The organism is Chitinophaga sp. S165, from assembly GCF_003182155.1.
In the GTDB taxonomy this organism is placed as follows: domain Bacteria; phylum Bacteroidota; class Bacteroidia; order Chitinophagales; family Chitinophagaceae; genus Chitinophaga.
This window is the reverse complement of the sequence record NZ_QGTG01000007.1, coordinates 223,257-242,991: the sequence shown is the minus strand read 5'-3', so window position 1 is coordinate 242,991 and position 19,735 is coordinate 223,257. Positions and strand designations below refer to the sequence as shown.

Here is a 19,735-nt window from a genome sequence, read left to right as displayed (position 1 = left end):
TTTCGGAGCTTTGTAAAAATGATTGATATACATGTAAAAATAGGGGAAGCAAAGCGTACCCGTCCAGCTGTCTTCAAAAAATAGCAGGGACTGCCACAAGTACAGGTACGGCACTTTTGCATATTTTTTGTGTGACCATAGGTAACTAACAATATAAATTATGGCAACGTTTTCAGAGCTTATAAATAGTGATAAACCGGTATTAGTAGATTTCTTTGCAACCTGGTGCGGTCCCTGTAAGATGCAGGCCCCTATCCTGGACCAGCTGAAGCAGAAAGTAGGTGATGCCGCTACGATCATTAAAATAGACGTGGACAAAAATCCTGCTGCCGCCAATGCTTATCACGTGCAGGGAGTTCCGACGCTGATCCTTTTCAAGCAAGGGAAGATAGTTTGGCGCCAATCTGGCGTAGTTCCGGTGAATAATCTGGAACAGATTGTCAGGCAGAACGCCTGACAGTTACCCTTATTTCTGACTATCCACCCATTCCCCTCCTCCAACCACTTATACCCTCAAAAACTCATTTTATGCCTTTTCCTTCCACCGGAGGGGCTGTAGCCGCTACCTTCACAATATCATTACTACCGTTTTAAAAAGTGAGGTTATGGTGAAGGCTGCACAGACGGCTGCGTTGAAATACGCTTATTTCATCCATGCTGCGTACCAGGTCAGGGAGCAGAGTCCGTTACAGGAACAATACCCGTTTTTCCCGGCGGGTTATACATTGGTGTATAACATTCATATGAAGGATGCCAATAAAGGGAAAGGAGGATTAATCTATTGCGGGTTCCTCGCCAAAACCAATTTCTCCCCGGACTCACCAGCCACCTATGTGCTGGCGCTCAAAGGGACGGAAAATTATCTCGACTGGGCGGAAACACTGGATATACTGCCATCCCCTGGTCCATTTGGTAATAATAGCGGCAATATCGTATCAGGCTTCCTGGATATGTTTAACAATATGACCTTTTCGGATCCGGGGCAGAGTAAGCCCAAAGGATTACTGAAGTATATCAGGTATAGCATTCGTTATACGGATATGCAGTCGGAAGATGATGCACAACCTATGGTTTGTACCGGCCATGGCGTCGGTGCTGCGATGGCGACTTTATTTGCAGCGGGAGATGCTTATTCGCTTTTTCCCTGCCGCTCTTATACGTTCGGCTCTCCCTGTGTAGGTGATCAGGCATTTGTTTCTTTTTATAAAACGCTCATCACAACCAGCGAGCGCTATTATAATCTGCCCGACCTCGTGCCAACTATGCTGGATGCATTTGGCTACGACCATGTGCACAGTGGTATTCCACTGGATTCACTGGAAGATTCTAAGATCAGCTGGTTGCCTGGCTCTACGCATTCACTTAACACATACATGTACCTGTTAGGGGCCGGTCCGTCGGTGTTGCACGGTAATAACCTTATCTCGAATATAGACGATGACGTCATTATAAAAAAACTGAGTTTTCGTAGACGATATTAGTACACTATGGTTATGTTAATCAGGAAGGAAAGCCGCTTCGTTTATACGAGGGGGCCTTTTTTTTGGAGGTTGCTAAATGCGAAAACCGCGCCTCCTTTAGTAAGGAGAAGCGGTACGCCCCTGTTCTATATGAATTATATGACGATTAAGATTGTTTAAACCAGTGCCGGAGCAGCAGGAAAATCAACCGGGACCTTTGTAATACCGTGCAGGTAGTTAGTAACCATTTTGTCGCCTATCAGTACAACTGTATCCACCAGATTTTCGTTGGTATAACCTACCACAAAGAAACGATCAACCAATGCAGGTTCTGGTTTGCCTTTATTTTCAACAGCGCTTTTTACAAGACCGGCCAGTGCATCCAGTTTAGGATCGAATGAAGCACCACCTTTACGGATCTCGATGATCTGTTCATCTGTAAAGCCATTCAGTTTACCAATGTATGTATGTGCAGCCAAACAATATTCACATTCATTCACCTGGCTTACTACCAGATTCACTACTTCTTTTTCTTTCGCTTTCAGAGAGCTTTTGCTGCTCTGCAATGTCAGGTAAGCACCCAGTGCGTTTTCGGAATGAGCCAATGTAGCGTACAGATTAGGAACCTTGCCGATACCTTTCTTCAAATTGTCAAACAACACCTGGTTAGCGGGACTTACTTCTTCTCTTGTAGGAACGTTAAATGTTTTCATTTTTATAAGTTTGATCTGTTTTGTTCGTCGTTATTGACGATGTAAAATTGCAACAAATTCAAGCCGCTAAAAATGGACATACTTCCCTAAGACTTGTATTTTTTTCCCTAAGGCTTGATAGAGCCATACTTTCCATCAAAGAAATCCCGGTAAGCCTCGGCTATTTCCTGTCTGTTGTTCATCACAAAAGGACCTTGTGCAATAAACGGTTCGTTCTGGGATGCGCCTCCAAACACCAGGATATCTATTACATATGTCTCTTTATTAGAAAAAATGAGTTCATCACCGCCAAAATCAAAAACGGTCAACCTTGAAGGGCCTTGCCGTTGTCCGTTTACCATGGCTTCTCCGGCTGGTACGAACACGGCAAATTCATACCGCTTTTCTACCGGCATCTTGTACTTCGCTCCCGGGTTCAGGCGCAGGTGACAAATGAAGTGGTTATTATAAACAGGCACCGGGGACGTATCTGTTCCCATATTGCCGATCAGCAATTTCGCGGTGCCCACATCATCCGGCAGGGTAATGGAAGGGAAGTCTGATCTGTCCAGGAACATATATACAGGCGTTTCTCCCTTGTTGGCCGCAGGCAGGTTGATCCACCATTGGATGGCATGTAAAGGGCGCCCCTGGGTCGTATTACGGGGTATTTCTTCATGGAGGATGCCATTACCGGACATCAGCCAGTGTGCGTCGCCGGCTTTGGCGGTGGCGCGGTTTCCATAACTGTCAGCATACTCCATTTCTCCATCCAGGATGTAGCTGAAAGTAGCCACTCCCCGGTGAGGATGTACATGTTTTCCGGCTTCTGAGGGCTGTTCACCGGATACATTACTGACGGGGCATATCTGATCTATTAATACAAAAGGGCCAATTGCTTGAACATACCGGTTAGGGAACAGGTGATTGATCGACAGCGGGCCCACTTTTGTACTTCTACCTTCAAGGGTAGCCAACAATGCTTTTTCCATTTACGTTATTTTAAGCTTCACTTGGGACTTAATACCCGACATAAGGGCTGGCTGCAAGGGCATGCCAACGGATAGTTTTCACAACTTTTTATACAGTGGTCTGGCTGTTTAAACAAAGGTAACCATATACTTATCTATGCCGAATGACATTTGCCGAAAAATAGACTTGACATTTATCAACCGGCGCTGACAAGATAAGTTCTGAGAATTTTTAAAAAGAATTTTATCCTGCGCAAAAAGAGTGCGCACACACATTACAACTTTGTATCATCAAACAAACAATAACGGTCATGAGATTCAATTTTATTAAAACTACGAAGCCGGTTACGAACCACGAAAACGCGAAGGCATATACGCTTATGCCGGAGCTGGAGCTATACAGTGCTGTAGTTACCGCATCTCTGCAGGACCAGTTTTATGAGAAAACCACAGATAAGCTGGAACGTATCCGGTCCCTGATCGCTAAGACCGATCCTGCTTTCGTAGCAAGACTTGCGGTGTATACACGTGAAAAGATGTACCTGCGCTCAGTACCAATGGTACTGGCAGTTGAACTGGCACGGATACACAAGGGCGATAACCTGGTAAGCCAGATGACGGGTCGTGTTGTTCAGCGTGCAGATGAGATCACGGAATTGCTGGCATATTATACACTGGCCAACAACAGGACAGAGGAAAAGAAACTGCATAATCTGAGTAAACAGTTACAGAAAGGATTGGCTATTGCGTTCAATAAATTTGACGAATACCAGTTCGCAAAATATAACCGTAAAACAGCAGTGACCTTAAAAGACGCACTGTTTGTCGTACACCCGAAGGCGAAAGACGAGTCACAACAATTGCTATTTAACAAGATAGCAAAAGACAGCCTGGAAACGCCTTACACCTGGGAAACAGCATTATCTGCTGCGGGTAAGACAACCTACGAGTCTGCAAACCACAAAAAAAAGGCTTTCAGAAAGGTGTGGGAAGATCTGATAGACAGTGGTCAGCTGGGATATATGGCAACATTACGTAACCTGCGTAATATGCTGGATTACGACGTCAGCGCAGAACACCTGCAAAAGGTATGTGCAATGCTGTCTGACAAAAATGCCGTACTGAAATCAAAGCAGCTACCTTTCCGTTATCTGTCAGCTTACAGGGAGCTGAGTAACATACAGCATGGTATGATCATCAGCATCAAACGAGCATTGGAGAACGCTTTACAAACGAGCGTACAGCATCTGAAGGGCTTCGATGTAAAGACCCGTGTAGTGATTGCCTGCGACGTATCCGGTTCTATGCAGAAACCGGTTTCGGCTAAGAGTTCAGTAAAGCTGTATGATATCGGACTGCTGTTAGGAATGCTGTTACAGCATAAGTGTGAATACGTTACCTCCGGTATGTTCGGGGACACCTGGAAGATCGTGAATATGTCTCCGGATAATATTCTTGGTAATGTAGACGAGTTCTATCGCCGGGAAGGGGAAGTAGGATATGCAACAAACGGATACCTGGTACTGGCTGACCTGATCAAAAGAAAGCAGATTGCTGATAAGATCATGCTTTTCACTGATGGACAGCTGTGGGATAGTACGTCTAATTACACTGCACAAACATCAAAACCGAACACCATGTCGGCGATGTGGGAAGCGTACAAAAAGATAGCGCCAAACGCGAAGTTGTATCTCTTTGATCTTGCCGGGTACAATACAGTACCACTGGACGTACGGAGAAATGATGTATTCCTGGTAGCAGGATGGAGTGATAAAATATTCGAGATCATGGATGCCATTGAAAAGGGTAGCGACGCTATCACAGAGATTTCCGGCCTTGCTTTATAGCAGTTCATTTTTTGTAACCTCATAAAACATCCCTCCAAAAGGGAGGGATGTTCAAGAAAAAGCAGGTGTCGTTGGTAAGCATTACTTCGTATGGTTCCGGAGGTTCGTGGGTTCGAGTCCCACTCTGCTCTGACAAGAGCGGATAGCTCAGATGGGTGAGAGCACCGGAAAGAAAAACATGTTTATCGTTTGTTACCCTGCTTTATTCTTTTAAATTCTTCAGAATGGGTGTCGTTCAGGAAAGTGTTACTTCGCCATTGCTCATGCCGTTGATGGTTTGCAGCTGCCAGAGAGCAGCGGAACCGTCAATCACTTCCGGCTATTGCCCCATTCTGTTTTTTAAACTTCTTTAAGAAGGGTGTCGTAGGTAAGCGCTACTTCGGTTCGATTCCTTCTGCCTCATAGGTGGAACGCTCAACTTGGTGAGCAGTATAAACGGTTTCCGCTTTTTACCTCTTCTTAATTTTCATTAAGCTCTTTTAAGCCAGGTGTCGTAGGAAAGTGTTACTTCGTGTGTCGGGGGTTCGAGTCCCTCTCTGCCGAAAGGTGGATAGCTCAGTTGGTAGAGCAATAGTCACTTCCGCTTTTTACCCTGCCTTATTTATCTTCTTTAAGCCGGATGTCGTAGATAAGCGTTACTTCGTTCTGAAATCTGCATACGGGGGTTCGATTCCCTCTTCGCCCGAAGTAGGGAGAATGGCTGAGATGGTTAAGCACAGAACGCTTCCCGGATGTTACTCCGGCTTATTTATTTTCTTAACGGGTGTCGTTAGTAAGCGTTACTTCGATTCAAGCGGTGGATGAGGGTTCGACTCCCTCTTCGTTGCAAAGCGAATAGTTTAATGGTAGAACAACTGGATAGTTGCTTACACCTTATTACCCCGTTATCTTTTTAATACCTACTTAACAGGTGTCGTAGGAAAGCATTGCTTCGACTCCAAACCAAAGTGGCTTCCGCTTATTACCCTGTTTTATTTAATTATTGCGATCATTTCTGCATAGAAGTGATCGCTTTGTTTATGCATTATGAAATAAATAAAAATAATAATGTATACTTGTAGTCTGTTACGGCAAGTAACGGAGATAAACCAGTAGTTCAGTTGGAAGAACACCTCCCTTTCACGGAGGAGGTCACGGGTTCGATTCCTCGTCTGGTTTACAGATAAAGTCTTCAGGTCGAAAGATTTGAAGGCTTTTTTTTACCATAAACTGAAAGAAGCCTTTGTGCGGAAAAACTGGATCAAGTTGAAAACCTGGAGATTGTGTGTTCAGCATAAATTTCAGAACGTCCAAACAAGACAAATTCTATCCGTTACCTCTTGTGTTGCAGTCCTGAACCGGATGGCTTTGACAATCCGGCAATTTCCCGATAATAGGCTCCCCCAGTATAATTATCCTTCTACAGTGTTCTGATAGGCTTTCTATCGGCTTTATATAAGGCTATTAAAAGGTTACCAAAAGGGTATTAAGAGGTCATTTATATATCAAATCGATATTGAAGTGACCTTTAAATGATATTTTGATGTCCATTTAGTATCCTTATACGTACCTTTGAGAAACGATACAGGAAACTTGTATTACTAACCTCAAAACGACCTTTTTATGGCCATTGTTAAAGACAATATCCTCATGCAGCTGGTGCGGGGCACCCTCGGCAAACAGATCACGATCTACGAAAGGAACGGGCAGATCATTATGGCGAAGAAACGTGGCCCTTCAAAGAAAAAGCCTACACAAAAGCAGCTGGAGGCAAGGCATAAGATGACCATTGCTTCGATGCTCGCGCAGCAAATGCTGGAAGATCCGCAGATAAAGGCTTATTATCAGTCGCTGGCAGGGCCGGGGCAAAATGCTTATAATATAGCGGTAAAGGATGCTTACCGCAGCCCTGAAGTCCAAAATATCCGATTGAAAGGTGATGAAGTTGTAGTGACTGCCGAAAATGAGTTCCGGGTAGCAGAAGTGGAGATAAAGGTAGTAGACACGGATGGTGTTATTACCGAGAGCGGTCGGGCGGTTTTAGGCCGGAACGGCGTAGATTGGTATTATAAAGCCACTCTACTGCCAGCAGGCAGTAAAGTCATTGTGGTAGCGAGAAATTTACCGGGGAATCGAACGGTGAAGGAATTGCTGATTACATAAAAACGTCTTCAGGGTTTATGAATGGCTTCTTTCTGGTTAAGAAACATTCTCAAATACGTTTTAATTTACCAGCCTGACATGGATTATTTGGTATGTGTTGTTCCACATTAAAAGTGGGTAGGCGTAGCCGTGATTTCAACTTAATCCATCAACGGTCAATGCGAACATGTATTGGCTGATAAAGCCCCTCTTGCCGAAAAATAAGTCAGGACTCCCTTAATAGCCTGATTAGCCCTATATTTAAACCTGAAATAGATGCGACCCATGAAACAGGATTTCCCTATTGCCACCTTTCTTGAAATAAAACGGAACCTCGGTGCAGCACGTAATCATCTGGAAAAAGAGAAAGCCGCATGGAGAACAGTTAGAAATACCCTGACAGAAGCAGAGAAAGATGAGCTGGACAAACAGTTTAAAGCTACCTTTGAAAATGTGGAACAGACGGGAAATGACAGGTCCGTCACTAAAGCACAGGACACCCTCCATTCATTACAGCAGCTGGTAAAAAAAGGTGCTTCCGCGCACCTGATGGGCAACAGCGAGAACGGACCATACAATCTGGCAATGCTCATCGTAGACATCGCCTCCATCAATGATAAAGAGGAACTCCGGATTGTAGCCGACATTATCAGAACAACTATCATTGCAGATGCAGATCTCTTTTCACAGGAAGCATATTGGGGAAATGGGGGAATTAACGCGTTGGAATGGCTTTGTATTCTTCTGGCACATGGTATAGATCAGGAGTATACCGATCTGCGTACTATCGATCAGTACCATTGCTGCTACAATATATTCCCCATGCTGGCAGATCAGACACAGGCTATTAAAAAAGAGTATGCTTCGCTCCACCCCTTTGATGATTTTCTGATTTCCTTGCGGGTATCCCCTCAGGTAACAGACCTTCAGGAAAAAATAATACTGCACATCATATGTCTGGATTGGGCTCCGCTAGCAAAAGTACAGGAATATTTTGGCGGCTCTTTTTTTCGCAGGCTCGCTATATTCAACATTGATTGGCTGACTATGCTCTATCCGTTTGAACATGAACACTTAAAATCTTACATAGCAGCCGTATTGCAAAATTTAGATCCAACGAATGTAAAATATCTTCTCAACAGCTTTACCATTGATAATAAAACCCGGAAACATTTCAGGGCGTGCTTTTCTCAAAGGCCTCATTGGCTATTAAAACATATTGTCAGCAGTATACCTGATATTATCTTCGACCTGATCAGAAGAAATGAAAAAGAGCTGCTGGCCCCATTCCTGAAACATTATAAGCGGGAGCTGGTTATGCTGCAGAATAAAAACGGCCATACGCTATTGCAGCATGCAATGACATCAAGAGGAGTAGTGGAAAATACAGTTCAGTTGTTGCGTCAGGCAGGGCTAGTTCAGAGTAAATGATACTACCTGGTCCTTCAGGAGGACGTATAGTGTTGCGTCATTGACATAATAAGATAAAACGTTCCGTTTATCTACAGGAAGATAAAAGCTACCTACATAACTGCCCGTTTCAATGTGATAGGTATCGAGCACAGGATACTGTCTGAATGTATCTGCTTTCTCATTATCTGCCTGAAGCTCTGATTCTACAAATAGTAGCTGGTCATTCGCAAAAGCACGTTTATTCACCTTTGCACGAGGCTTAGATGCATATAACTTCTGCATGTCACCGGAAGCCCTGTTTGTAACTTCAATATCACTATTAAAAACAGTGTCAATAGTAGGATGTTTGTAGCGCAACCGGATATTGTTATCCATACAGTAAATACCATTTTCAAAATAAGGTATATAAAACAGGCGGTCCTTTTTTGTATTACTACACAGGATCCCATCACTGGAGAAACCTGCATCTGCTTTTTCAGATAGTATATCAGACTGGCGCTGCTCCCCATTATGGGTATTAATGCGCATGAACACGGGTCTTGGGCTACCAGGCATAAATCCTCTTATTACCACTGATGAATCGGACAGTTGCAGAGACTTCACAAACGGCCCTTCAGATAGTTTTACAGAATCAAATGCTGCTGCCTGTATGCCTTTAGAAAATACATTCCCGCTATTATACTCATGTACATAAATATGGCCTGCACCTGCAAAGAAATTAACCGGGGGCTTGAGTTGTTTATTAACATTTAAATGCACAGTATCTATGATACGCAGATCACCGTCAAGACGATACACCTGGCGATGTGAGGGCTCGGATAAATAGAGGCTATCACCAGCTCCAAATAATCTTTCACCGGCAAATGGCAACTGATATGAATGTTGCTGGCGAAGCGTCAATTTAAGCCACTGCCTGTTAAAACCATTTTTCTTATCGTTGGGCATGCCTGATACTGCCACCAGCAAAGCCAGGCAACCAAGAGCCAGCAGCATTGTGCAACAGATCAAAATTAGCGTTCGTTTCATATTTATAAAGCATACAGGAAAACAGAGACTACCCGAAAGTAGTCTCTGTTAATTACTTAATAAAGAATTACAGATCAGTCATAAATACTTCCCAAACGTATGTCTTTCCTTGTGACTGGAATGTAGTTGCGCAGCAGAAGTATCCGTCGCCGCTACAGTTGCTGGCGCTATTTGCATCAGCTACGCTTTTTACTGAGTTACCGAATGACAGGACGAGGTTACCGCCATAAGTAGCGGTACGATCGGACGGCAGTCCGGGAATAGTAACTGTACGGTAACACGCGTCTTGTGTTTTTTTAATGATTGTGCCTGCATTAGTAGAGATGGTTAATCCAACGGCAGCTACAGCTACCAGCGCAGCAAAACTGATTTTCATCTTTTTCATGTGTTAGCTTTTTATGATTAGGAATTAATAACAACCACAACTGGTTGCCTCTGCTTATACAGGAGGAGAGGGTCCTGTTTTATTGATCAATAAAAGAGTTAAGACAATGAAATAGTTTGCCTGTTCAGTACAGCTATCCGGCTTTGCAGCAATATGGCGATCGCTGTAAGCAAGGTTAACATACAATTGACTACAAGGTGCTGTTCCCAGGTTAACAGTTCAATAATTCCGCCACAACTACACGGGAGATCATAGGCATAATGCAACATAACATATACATAACCAGTGAACAGGGTCATCAGAAACAATGATGCATATAAACCTGCTACACGCGTTCGTCTGAAGATCAGCAATGCAGCTATCACAAGCTCGCCCGCAGGTAGCATCATGGCTACCAGTGGTGCTATATGTTGCAGAAAAGGAGAACGGCCGGTTTCGAAACTGAATTTGTCATAATGGATCAGTTTATTGAGGCCAGTATAGATCCACAGTAAAAGCAATACAGCAGTAATTGCTTCAATGGTTAAATTGAAAGCCCTGAGTTTCATATGTTCAGTGTAAAATGAAAAACAGCTGGCGAGACTAGTGTTTCATTAGCGTTTTGTAATGGATTTCTTTAATGGATTTTTCTTATGGTCAACAGGTCAACTTCACGTGGTTACTTACTTAATAAAAGTAACAAAACCGGATGAGAATTACAATACTTTTTTAACAGCTGACAAGCAAATGACCTAACGCTGTTATGATCTTACCGGCATTCGTCCAGCATAACGCATTAATGAGCTGTATAGCAAAGCGATATTTCGTATATGAGATGTAGTTATTATTAACAGGTAATGAAACCAAACAACGAATTATTTCTACGAATGATAACTGCATTATTTTTTTTTAGTGCTAACTAATTGTCTTACTGTTTATTTAATCAACACAATAAAAAAACATAAGGTCGCTTGCGCAACGAATTAAATTAAAGTATATCTTTATTCACGTTACCCGTTATGCATAACATTAACAGAAACCATTAACACATTTACGTAAACAAAACCCGACAAAACAAATTATTTTATGAAAAAAATGTTGCCCATTGCGATGCTGACAGCATGCGCACTATTATCCTCTAGCCTGGTTTCAAATGCTCAAACTATCAAGGCTGACAAAGCACCATGTACGGACACTGTAGCTGTTAATCCAGTTGCCGTTAATGCAGTTGCTGCTAATGCTGTTGCTTTACCACCATTAACCTGGCCTATTACCGGTACTTATGGCGCTTTCACTTATTCCATTTCTGGCACAAACAACATTTACTTCTATCAGAATGGAAATTTTGTAGCTTATTATAACTTCACTCAGGAAGGAGGAAAACAGGAATGGCGTGCGACTATTGACAGCAGTGTAATTTCTGGCCTGTTCACTGTAATCCTGAACATTTATGGCACACCAGAGCAATACAATCTGACCTTCTGGGACTTTTGATTGCAATCGGTAGGAGGAGTTATTTAACGATAACAACACGCTATCAATACGTAATTTTAAAAGGGGCTGACCAATACTTTTGGTCAGCTTTTTTTTTACTACGCATGACCAGTGCGTAACCACAAACTATCTTTGTTTTATCAAACGATGATAGCAGAAAACCCTACCATTGTTTGTTAATAAACCCCAAAACTCATGATAATACCCCGACTCAGTTAACCATTAGTTGAACCCCAACCTGCACAACTGAAATACAGTCATCTGTTTCTTATGATGGTGGTCAATGTGGCCGGGCTACGCCTGTCCCCATTGGCCACGGTGCGGGGCTTAACTGTCTAACAATGAACTTGTGACAGATCTTACCGAATTCAGTTACTACCTGCTCAAATAGTCCTGTTACCTAAACCCTGAAATGTTAACGGCCTCACTATCAATGCAAGCGGCAGGAAATCTGTTGCTATGCAATGATAGAAGTGAGGCCGTTTGTAGCGCTCTGATATTTACTTTATAAACGTAAATGTCTTACACGTATCACGTGTAACAGTCTTATCCAATGTGTTACTCCTCTGTGATGCAGCATAAACACCAGGACGATCAGCAACCCCAGTATTCCTTCCACAAACACCACTACTCCCACACCATAGAAATGCGCCAGGTATCCTATCAGCAAACTGCCGATAGGCAACATACCCTGGTAAGACATGATATAATAACTCAGCGTTCTCGCTCTCATCTCTGAAGAAGCATGTGTTTGCAGGTAAGTATTGATAGCTGAGTTCTGGATCATCAGTCCTGCACCTGTAGCTGCTGTTGCTACCAGTGCCAGGAACATCGAAGATGAAACTGCGAGTCCAAGCAATGCCACGGCAAATACGGTACTGGACATTACCGTCATCCTTACCAGGTCACGGCCGGGTTTAAGCGTAGCCATAAAAACTGCTCCGAACAATGCGCCTAGTCCTGCTGCACTCTCAAACCAGCTGAAAGTGGTTGCATCTCCGTGGAAAACATCTTTAGCGAAAACAGGCAATAACGTTGTATATGGGATCACCAGAAGGCTGGATGCCGCCAATAAAAGGATCAGGGAAGAAAGGTCGGGGGATTCCTTCAGATATTCATATCCCTTACGCAGGTCCATCCAGATATTCACCTCCGATCTGGAGGCAGGGATCAGTTTCAGCTTCATCATCAGCAAACAGCAGATCACTGCAATAAAGCTCAGGAAATTGACCAGGAAACAGACATCTTCTCCCAGGGAGCTGAGTATGATACCCGCCAGCGCCGGTCCCACTAACCGGGCTGCGTTGAAGGCGGAAGAGTTCAGGGCGATAGCATTCGGCAGGTCTTCTTTGTCATCTACCAGGTCAACCATCAATGCCTGACGGGCAGTGGTATCAAAAGAATTGATCAGCCCCTGCATCAGGCTTAATGCCGAGATCCAGGCAATACTGTAGTAATTCAGCCATACCATGGCCGCCAGGGCACCGGCTTGGACCATCAGGGCGATCTGTGTGACCATGACCACCTTAAATTTGTTATGTCTGTCTATAAAACTGCCGGCGAATGGCGCCAGCACAAGTGAGGGTATCAGACTGAGAAAAGTGACCAGCCCGAGTAAAAAAGCGGAGCCTGTAAGGCGGTATACCAACCAACTGATGGCTACCCGCTGCATCCATGTACCTATTAATGATATGGCTTGTCCTGTAAAGTGAAGTCTGAAGTTATGGTGTTTAAGTGAACGAAATACTGACATGTTAATAAAGTAAATTAATAAAGCTACTTTACAAAAGTACGACTTTTTAGCCAGATAGATGTAGGACAAGGTAGTATAGGTAGTTAAATAAATGTAAAGTAACTTTGCAAATTGATTTTCTTATATGCCTACTAAAACTGATGAAGTAGCAGCGTCATTACGGAGTACGGTCACTCGCCTCGTAAGACAGCTACGCAAACAAAATATCTCGTCCGACTTCTCCAATGCAGAGCTTTTAACCATGGGACTGCTTGACCAGCATGGTAAACTCCTCCCCTCCGCATTGGCCGACATGGAACGGATCTCGGCACAGGCCATTTCCCAGATCCTTAACCGGCTGGAAGAAGCCGGCTGTGTGAACCGGGTCATGGACGAAACCGACAAACGGAAGTCGGTCGTATCCCTGACGGAAAAAGGCACCGAATATCTCTACGAGAATAGGCGTATTAAAGAAGAATGGCTTGTAAAAGCCATGGATAAGTTATTTTCGGCGGAAGAGCTGTCGCTCATCGAAGCCTTCCTCCCTCTCCTACAAAGATTGGCTGAATACAACGGATAACCACTCACATATGAAAGCACATCATTATACAATGACCACCCGGTGGACGGGTAATACTGGCAGCGGAACCGCCAGTTATCAGTCTTATGAACGCAGCCACGTTCTTCAGACCGATGGCAAGCCCGAGATTCCCGGCTCGTCCGACCCTTCATTCCGGGGCGACAAGACCCGGTACAATCCGGAGGAAATGCTGGTCGCGTCTCTCTCCTCCTGCCACATGCTATGGTACCTGCACCTTTGCTCGGCAGCCGGTATCGTTGTAATTGATTATGTTGACCATGCCACCGGTACCATGACAGAAACTGCAGATGGCGGCGGATATTTTTCAGAAGTGACCCTGCATCCCGAAGTGACTATCACCGATGCTTCCCTGACAGACAAAGCCAATGAACTGCATCATGAAGCCAATGAGCTGTGCTTCATTGCCAATTCTGTAAAATTCCCGGTACATCATCAACCCACCTGCAAAGTACAGGCATAATGCCTGCTTGAAACGTCAGGAGTACTAAGTAATGGAACTCATTCCCGGAAATCCCTTTTTGGGTGCAAAGCCCCATTTCTGCCCAAAAGTTGATAAAAAAGCATAAAAACCGGGTTAAAAAAAGACTAAACAGGCCTTTTCGTATTACCGTACAAGTATTTTAACATTTGCGTAGCGATAAAATTATCTAATTTTATATATGTTATAACGCAGGCGCTTATACCAAACTTTTCTTCTTATGAAAAGGATACTCACAACTGTATTGGTAGTTTTTACTTTGGGACTGGTTATCACACTGTACGCCTTCAGGGACGATACTCCCGCACTGCGTTCCGGTGATGTCATTTTTCAGACCTCTATGTCGCCACAGTGCCATGCCGTACGGCTGGCCACCCGTTCCAAATTCAGCCACTGTGGTATGATATGGAAAAAAGGCGATAAAGACTATGTACTGGAAGCGGTACAACCGGTAAAAATAACACCGCTGGACGAGTGGATCTCCCATGGAGAGGGAAAGAAATACGTGATCCGGCGCCTGAAAAATGCAGACAGCGTGCTGACGCCTGTAGTGTTGGACAAGATGGAGGCCGAAGGAAAGAAAATGCTGGGGAAATCTTATGATGGGTTCTTCGAATGGTCTGACGATCAGATATATTGTTCTGAACTGGTATGGAAGATCTACAAAAGAGCAGCAGGAATAGAGGTAGGCAGACTGCAAAAGATAAAGGACTTTGACTTGACCAGCAAGCCTGTGCAGCAGATTATCCGGGAACGTTACGGCGACAATCTTCCTGTAAATGAAACAGTTATCTCACCGCAGAGCATTTACGAAAGTAGTCTATTTGTAACCGTTGTAACGAAATATGGCAAAAAATAGTATTATCTTCAGTAACTTTGCAGTACAGGTCTGGTTTAACCAGTGAGAACAAGGTTCGATTTTTTATATCAACGGCGTAGTACCGTTTATTCCAATCCTATGAATATGAAAAGAATTTCTACATCCCTATTGCTATCCGTAGTGTTTTCCCTATCCGCTGCAGGACAAAACTATAAACAGGATTTTGAAAAATTAAGTGTCAGTGGCGATACCGCTAAGCAGCGTACTCTCCTTGCTAAATGGGAGAAGGCTAAACCCGGGGACGCGGAGCTATACATCGCCTATTTCAATTATTATGTTACCAAGAGTAAGACCGAGGTGGTGACCATCAATCACACCGCCAATGGCTCCAATGCTTTAAAGGCTGGTAAAAACGGAGATCCTGCCGGATATACCAGTGAAGTAGGTTATAAAAAGGAACCCCTGAACAGAGGTTTTAAATATATCAACACAGGTATTTCCAAGTTTCCTAACAGACTGGATATGCGCTTCGGTAAGATCTACATGCTGGGCGAAAACTATAATTATACCTATCTGACAAAAGAACTGGTAAGTGCTATCAATTACGGTCATACGATCAGCAATAAATGGAAATGGACGGACAACAAACCGCTGGATAAGCCGGAACAGTTCATGCTGAACGCTGTACAGGAGTATGTTGCACAGATCTACAACGTAGGTAAGAGCCAGGCAGATAACATGAAGCTGATCTCTGAAACAGTATTAAAATATTATCCTAAACATGTAGAAAGTCTGTCCGACCTCGGCCTGGCCTATACACTGAAAGAGGACCTTGACAATGCGCTGAAAACTTTGCTGAAGGCCAATAGCATCGCTCCAAAAGATTTTATAGTATTAAACAACATTGCAAACATCTATGCAAAGAAAGGAGATGACGCGAATGCCGTAAAGTACTATGAACAGGCGCTGAAATATGGCGACCAGGAAGCGAAGGACCTGGCCACCAATGAGATCAAACGCATAAACGCTAAGAAACCGGTGCCAAAGGCTACTATGCCTAAACCAGCTACTGCAAAGGCATCTACTGAAAAAGCAAGTACGTCCAAGCCGTCGGCAGCTAAAACTACTGCAAAGGCGAAAACTACCAGTACCAAATCAACTACATCAAAATCAACTGCATCTAAGTCTACTGCTTCTAAAAGCAGCAGTAAGACTACAGGTAAAAAGCCTTCCAAGAACTAATCCCGGAAGGCTTTTACCGGCAAAAAGAAGATTGCTCTTATTTGATGGACTGTAGTAAACTACAGAATTCCAGTTTCTGGTCTGAGCTCAGAAAGGTATTGGCAATCGTTTCATTGATTAAATCGCTGGTCATAGAAAATTCATCGTACAGATCATTTTGTTCCACTCCATACTTTTTGGCTGTAGAATAGCGCACTGCTGCCAGGATTTCTTTCGAGGGGACCTTCTTTTCCACCAGTAAAGGCCTGATAGAATACAGCATTTCATTGTTCGCAATCTCTATTTTTTTCTGATAGTCATTTTTACCGTGCCTTGAAAAATACTGCCTGGTAAATAAGTAGACGATCAATGATAGTAATACACCGAAGATTGCAATAAAAACAGTGTTGTCAGGAAAGTGCATCATAAATGGTAAATGGTTATGCGAGCTTAAATGTGTAGAAATACATTATCAACATCCACAATATATGAGATACACATTCTAATAATCTACTGATTTATTGTGCGTTCCAACAAGATTATTTCCTCCTTCGTATCAACTGCCTGTTAATCAGTATACATTATAAAAAGTACTCACAGAAACGAAAATGAGTACTACCACTCGATGCTAAAAGAAAAATAATGGGTATTTAAAACAAATGCTCCTGACAGGAAAACCCATCAGGAGCATTGATCAATTAAGTAGTTAACCTTACTTCCAGGAAACAACGATCATTACCGGGAAATGGTCTGATGGCTCACGGGCCACATATTTGTTAAGAGATACTTCTTTCGGGAAATCAGCGGAGCTAACCTTCTCATCGCCTTTATCTGATACTACCGGACCACGGTAAGTGTCTGTCAGAATACCATACTTTTCCACACGGAATTGTTTAGTCAGGAAGACATGATCTATCCTGCTGTCAGTTTTGCTGTTAGGATTGAACGCATTGAAAGTGCCATTTTCCGCGTAACGGATAGCGGTTGTTTCATATGCATCTTTCAGCAATCCGGATGTATTGATCAGCGTATAAGATTCGCTGTGCTGGTCCACGTTAAAGTCGCCCGTCAGGATAGTGGGAATATTGCCAGCCATCTTCTTTACCTTTTCCATTACCAGTTTTGCACTTTCTGCGCGGGCTTTTACACCTACGTGGTCCATGTGCAGATTAAAGAAATAAAAGGTAAAGCCGGTTTTAATTTCTTTGAATTTACCCCAGGAACAGATCCTCGGCAGAACAGCGTCCCAGCCTTTATTAGGTCTGTCAGTGATCTCTGACATCCAGAAATCACCGTTTTCCAGCAATTTGAATTTCTTTGAATTATAAAAGATAGCAGAATATTCGCCTGCCTGCTTTCCGTCGTCACGGCCTATCCCTACATAAGCATATCCCGGAAGACTGTCTTTAAGATTTTCCAGCTGGTGGTGCATACATTCCTGTGTACCAAATATGTCAAAGCCATGAAACTTTATCATGCCTGCAATCACCGGAAGCCGCTGTTTCCAGCCATTGCCGCGGGCGGCATCTTCCTTGTTATTGTCGTTACGCATGTTGTAAGTAGCCACATTGATCGTTTGTGCGATCACCGCGTAAGAGAATATGGTAAAAACTGCTGCTAAGAGGAGCATCCTTCTTTTCATCTGCATCTCAATTTTATAATGATCATTAAAATTCACTTTACAATTCCCAACCCGGATTCTGCCCTAACTTCGGATTCAGCTGCAGGTCGTTATACGGGATCGGATAAAGATATTTATAATCGCTCCAGTCACGTTCCACGTTATCCAGCCAATGAATCTCTCCATAAGTATCGTTAGATAACTGCTGTGGATTGGTCACGCCATTAATTGTAGGAGAAACATTGATATAAGTTACTCCCTTAATCTGTGTAGCCGGCAGTGTTTTATAGAAACACACATCATATTGACCATCTCCATTCAGGTCCATCGGCGTATCCAGCGCAGGCACATACATACCGTTCCATGATTTTGACAGCAGGTCGCCCTTCTTCCATCTGATGAGGTCATGAACGCGGAAGCCTTCCAGTACCAGCTCAATTCCCCGCTCCCTGCGGATCTCCAGTAAAGCAGCATCCGTGATATCCGGAAAATAGTTGGTTTGCAGATAATTGTCAGCCACTGTTGGCTTTGCCCCCAATCCTCCTGTAATACCCGCACGCTGGCGAAGTGCACCTACTGTTTTCGCCCAATCAGCATCAGATAATTTTCCGAGTTCAGCTGTTGCCTCCGCATAGTTCAGCAGGATCTCTGCATAACGCATTAGTGCGATGGAGCTCGTACCGGTTCTGCCATTGTCATAATAAGTATCATCCAGGCTGAACTTGATCGGCATATATCCGGTGTAAGTATAAGAAAATACGGGCGGAGCTGCAATGGTTTTTCCATTATCGGTCCGGGTGTACGATCCCATACGGATAGTTTGCTGTAAACGTTTGTCGCGATCCAGCGTTTCTTTCGCCAATGGTAGTGTATCATGCCCCGATTTACTGGTAAATGGTGTACCATCGATATTCAGGTAAGTATTTATAAACTTCCTTGTAAAGCTCAGGCGGTTTCCATATGTAGCACTGGTGAAGTACCAGTTGGCATCGTTGAACACCGCAAGTGTGGTACTGGATACGTTAGCAAGCATCACTTCAGAAACAACCGGTCCTGCACTGGTAAACAGCTGACGGTAAGACAATCCGTTACCGCCTGCCTGGTTAAGACTGAAACCACCTTCGGCCATTACTTTCGCAGCTGCATCTGCTGCCTGTTGTAATAATGCCGGAGCTGTAGAGGTCAGCTCATATGATGTCTGATATTTACGGAAAGTACCTTCGAAAAGGCATACCCTCGACTTCAATCCATACACGACATATTTGGTGATCTGACTGGCTGTCGGATCAGTTTTCAATGTGATATGTGACGCTGCATAATCCAGGTCGGCAATGATGGAATCCATCACCAACGTACGTTTATCACGACCAGCATACAACATATCCTTATCATCTATGCTCAACGGCCTGTTGATCCAGGGAACGTCACCAAAACGTTTTACTTTCTCAAAATAAAAATACGCTCTGAAGAACCGTGCCAGTCCGATATAGTTGCCACGGGTAGTGGAATCTACTGCAGGGTTATTACAATTTACGATGAAGTAGTTGATGTTACGTAACTGCTTCCAGTCCCATCCATCTGCCACGCGGGCATTGTAAGCACCTTTCCTCAGATAATCGGGAATGCTGCTTACTGCACTGAAGTCAGCCGTTGCATCTACCTTATAGGTATCGTTAATACCAGGCAGCACATCATAAAAAGAGTTGGTATAAAGTTTCATACCTGCCTCACTGCCGAAGATCGCATCCTTATCGACAGTCGATTCCGGCTGCTGGTCCAGGTTCTTTGAGCAGCTACCGGCCAGCACTGATATTGTCAGCGCCATCACTATCCATTGTAGCCGGGAAATATATTGTCTCATCGTTATTATCTTT

General features: G+C 43.7%; 19 protein-coding genes and 1 tRNA gene. 11 read left to right on the top strand and 9 right to left on the bottom strand.

Annotated elements, in window-relative coordinates:
• The first annotated feature begins 160 nt into the window (after positions 1–160).
• Positions 161–457 carry a thioredoxin gene (trxA, locus tag C7475_RS24175; protein ID WP_110055982.1) on the top strand — a complete coding sequence of 99 codons (297 nt, stop codon included), beginning with the start codon at positions 161–163 and terminating at the stop codon, positions 455–457.
• Between the two features lie 148 nt (positions 458–605).
• Entirely contained in the window at positions 606–1,481 is an 876-nt protein-coding gene (locus C7475_RS24170; protein ID WP_110055981.1) for a lipase family protein, read from the top strand.
• A gap of 155 nt (positions 1,482–1,636) precedes the next feature.
• On the opposite strand, the gene C7475_RS24165 is transcribed toward C7475_RS24170, so the two are convergent.
• A complete protein-coding gene (locus C7475_RS24165) occupies positions 1,637–2,173 on the bottom strand; it encodes a carboxymuconolactone decarboxylase family protein (protein WP_110055980.1) in 537 nt (178 codons plus the stop codon).
• A gap of 107 nt (positions 2,174–2,280) precedes the next feature.
• Positions 2,281–3,144, bottom strand: a complete 864-nt coding sequence (locus C7475_RS24160; protein WP_110055979.1) for a pirin family protein — start codon at positions 3,142–3,144, stop codon at positions 2,281–2,283.
• Between the two features lie 290 nt (positions 3,145–3,434).
• Here C7475_RS24160 and C7475_RS24155 point away from each other — a divergent pair, with 290 nt between their 5' ends.
• The 4 genes from C7475_RS24155 to C7475_RS24140 all read left to right on the top strand — a co-directional run bounded on the left by C7475_RS24155 (position 3,435) and on the right by C7475_RS24140 (position 8,522).
• A complete protein-coding gene (locus C7475_RS24155) occupies positions 3,435–4,970 on the top strand; it encodes a TROVE domain-containing protein (RefSeq protein ID WP_110055978.1) in 1,536 nt (511 codons plus the stop codon).
• A gap of 1,085 nt (positions 4,971–6,055) precedes the next feature.
• Positions 6,056–6,129 (top strand) — tRNA-Glu (locus C7475_RS24150).
• Between the two features lie 443 nt (positions 6,130–6,572).
• Positions 6,573–7,112 carry a hypothetical protein gene (locus C7475_RS24145; protein WP_110055977.1) on the top strand — a complete coding sequence of 180 codons (540 nt, stop codon included), beginning with the start codon at positions 6,573–6,575 and terminating at the stop codon, positions 7,110–7,112.
• Between the two features lie 255 nt (positions 7,113–7,367).
• Complete coding sequence (locus C7475_RS24140) at positions 7,368–8,522, top strand: hypothetical protein (protein ID WP_146217640.1); 1,155 nt, start codon at positions 7,368–7,370, stop codon at positions 8,520–8,522.
• Here the strand turns inward: C7475_RS24140 and C7475_RS24135 are convergent.
• The 3 genes from C7475_RS24135 to C7475_RS24125 all read right to left on the bottom strand — a co-directional run bounded on the left by C7475_RS24135 (position 8,505) and on the right by C7475_RS24125 (position 10,463).
• A complete protein-coding gene (locus tag C7475_RS24135) occupies positions 8,505–9,530 on the bottom strand; it encodes a hypothetical protein (protein ID WP_146217639.1) in 1,026 nt (341 codons plus the stop codon). The genes C7475_RS24140 and C7475_RS24135 overlap by 18 nt on opposite strands.
• Before the next feature lie 67 nt (positions 9,531–9,597).
• A complete protein-coding gene (locus C7475_RS24130) occupies positions 9,598–9,915 on the bottom strand; it encodes a hypothetical protein (protein WP_110055974.1) in 318 nt (105 codons plus the stop codon).
• A gap of 98 nt (positions 9,916–10,013) precedes the next feature.
• Positions 10,014–10,463, bottom strand: coding sequence for a MauE/DoxX family redox-associated membrane protein (locus tag C7475_RS24125; protein ID WP_110055973.1), 450 nt, complete (start codon positions 10,461–10,463; stop codon positions 10,014–10,016).
• A 517-nt stretch (positions 10,464–10,980) separates the two neighbouring features.
• Between C7475_RS24125 and C7475_RS24120 the strand changes: the two genes are divergently transcribed.
• A complete protein-coding gene (locus tag C7475_RS24120) occupies positions 10,981–11,388 on the top strand; it encodes a hypothetical protein (protein ID WP_110055972.1) in 408 nt (135 codons plus the stop codon).
• A 505-nt stretch (positions 11,389–11,893) separates the two neighbouring features.
• Here the strand turns inward: C7475_RS24120 and C7475_RS24115 are convergent.
• Complete coding sequence (locus tag C7475_RS24115; RefSeq protein ID WP_110055971.1) at positions 11,894–13,141, bottom strand: MFS transporter; 1,248 nt, start codon at positions 13,139–13,141, stop codon at positions 11,894–11,896.
• Between the two features lie 124 nt (positions 13,142–13,265).
• Here C7475_RS24115 and C7475_RS24110 point away from each other — a divergent pair, with 124 nt between their 5' ends.
• The 4 genes from C7475_RS24110 (at position 13,266) to C7475_RS24095 (ending at position 16,261) form a co-directional block, all read left to right on the top strand.
• Positions 13,266–13,700 carry a MarR family winged helix-turn-helix transcriptional regulator gene (locus C7475_RS24110; RefSeq protein WP_110055970.1) on the top strand — a complete coding sequence of 145 codons (435 nt, stop codon included), beginning with the start codon at positions 13,266–13,268 and terminating at the stop codon, positions 13,698–13,700.
• A 10-nt stretch (positions 13,701–13,710) separates the two neighbouring features.
• A complete protein-coding gene (locus C7475_RS24105; protein ID WP_110055969.1) occupies positions 13,711–14,181 on the top strand; it encodes an OsmC family protein in 471 nt (156 codons plus the stop codon).
• Between the two features lie 238 nt (positions 14,182–14,419).
• Positions 14,420–15,058, top strand: coding sequence for a YiiX family permuted papain-like enzyme (locus tag C7475_RS24100; RefSeq protein ID WP_110055968.1), 639 nt, complete (start codon positions 14,420–14,422; stop codon positions 15,056–15,058).
• Positions 15,059–15,163: 105 nt separating this feature from the next.
• Entirely contained in the window at positions 15,164–16,261 is a 1,098-nt protein-coding gene (locus tag C7475_RS24095) for a tetratricopeptide repeat protein (RefSeq protein ID WP_158286606.1), read from the top strand.
• 37 nt (positions 16,262–16,298) lie between these two features.
• Here C7475_RS24095 and C7475_RS24090 read toward each other — a convergent pair whose 3' ends face one another.
• The 3 genes from C7475_RS24090 to C7475_RS24080 form a co-directional block, all read right to left on the bottom strand.
• Positions 16,299–16,667: a hypothetical protein gene (locus C7475_RS24090; protein ID WP_110055966.1), complete on the bottom strand. Its 369-nt coding sequence runs from the start codon at positions 16,665–16,667 to the stop codon at positions 16,299–16,301.
• A gap of 285 nt (positions 16,668–16,952) precedes the next feature.
• Positions 16,953–17,882 (bottom strand): endonuclease/exonuclease/phosphatase family protein, encoded by a 930-nt coding sequence (locus C7475_RS24085; RefSeq protein ID WP_110056140.1) that lies wholly within the window; start codon positions 17,880–17,882, stop codon positions 16,953–16,955.
• Between the two features lie 37 nt (positions 17,883–17,919).
• A complete protein-coding gene (locus tag C7475_RS24080; RefSeq protein ID WP_110055965.1) occupies positions 17,920–19,722 on the bottom strand; it encodes a RagB/SusD family nutrient uptake outer membrane protein in 1,803 nt (600 codons plus the stop codon).
• Positions 19,723–19,735 lie beyond the last annotated feature (13 nt).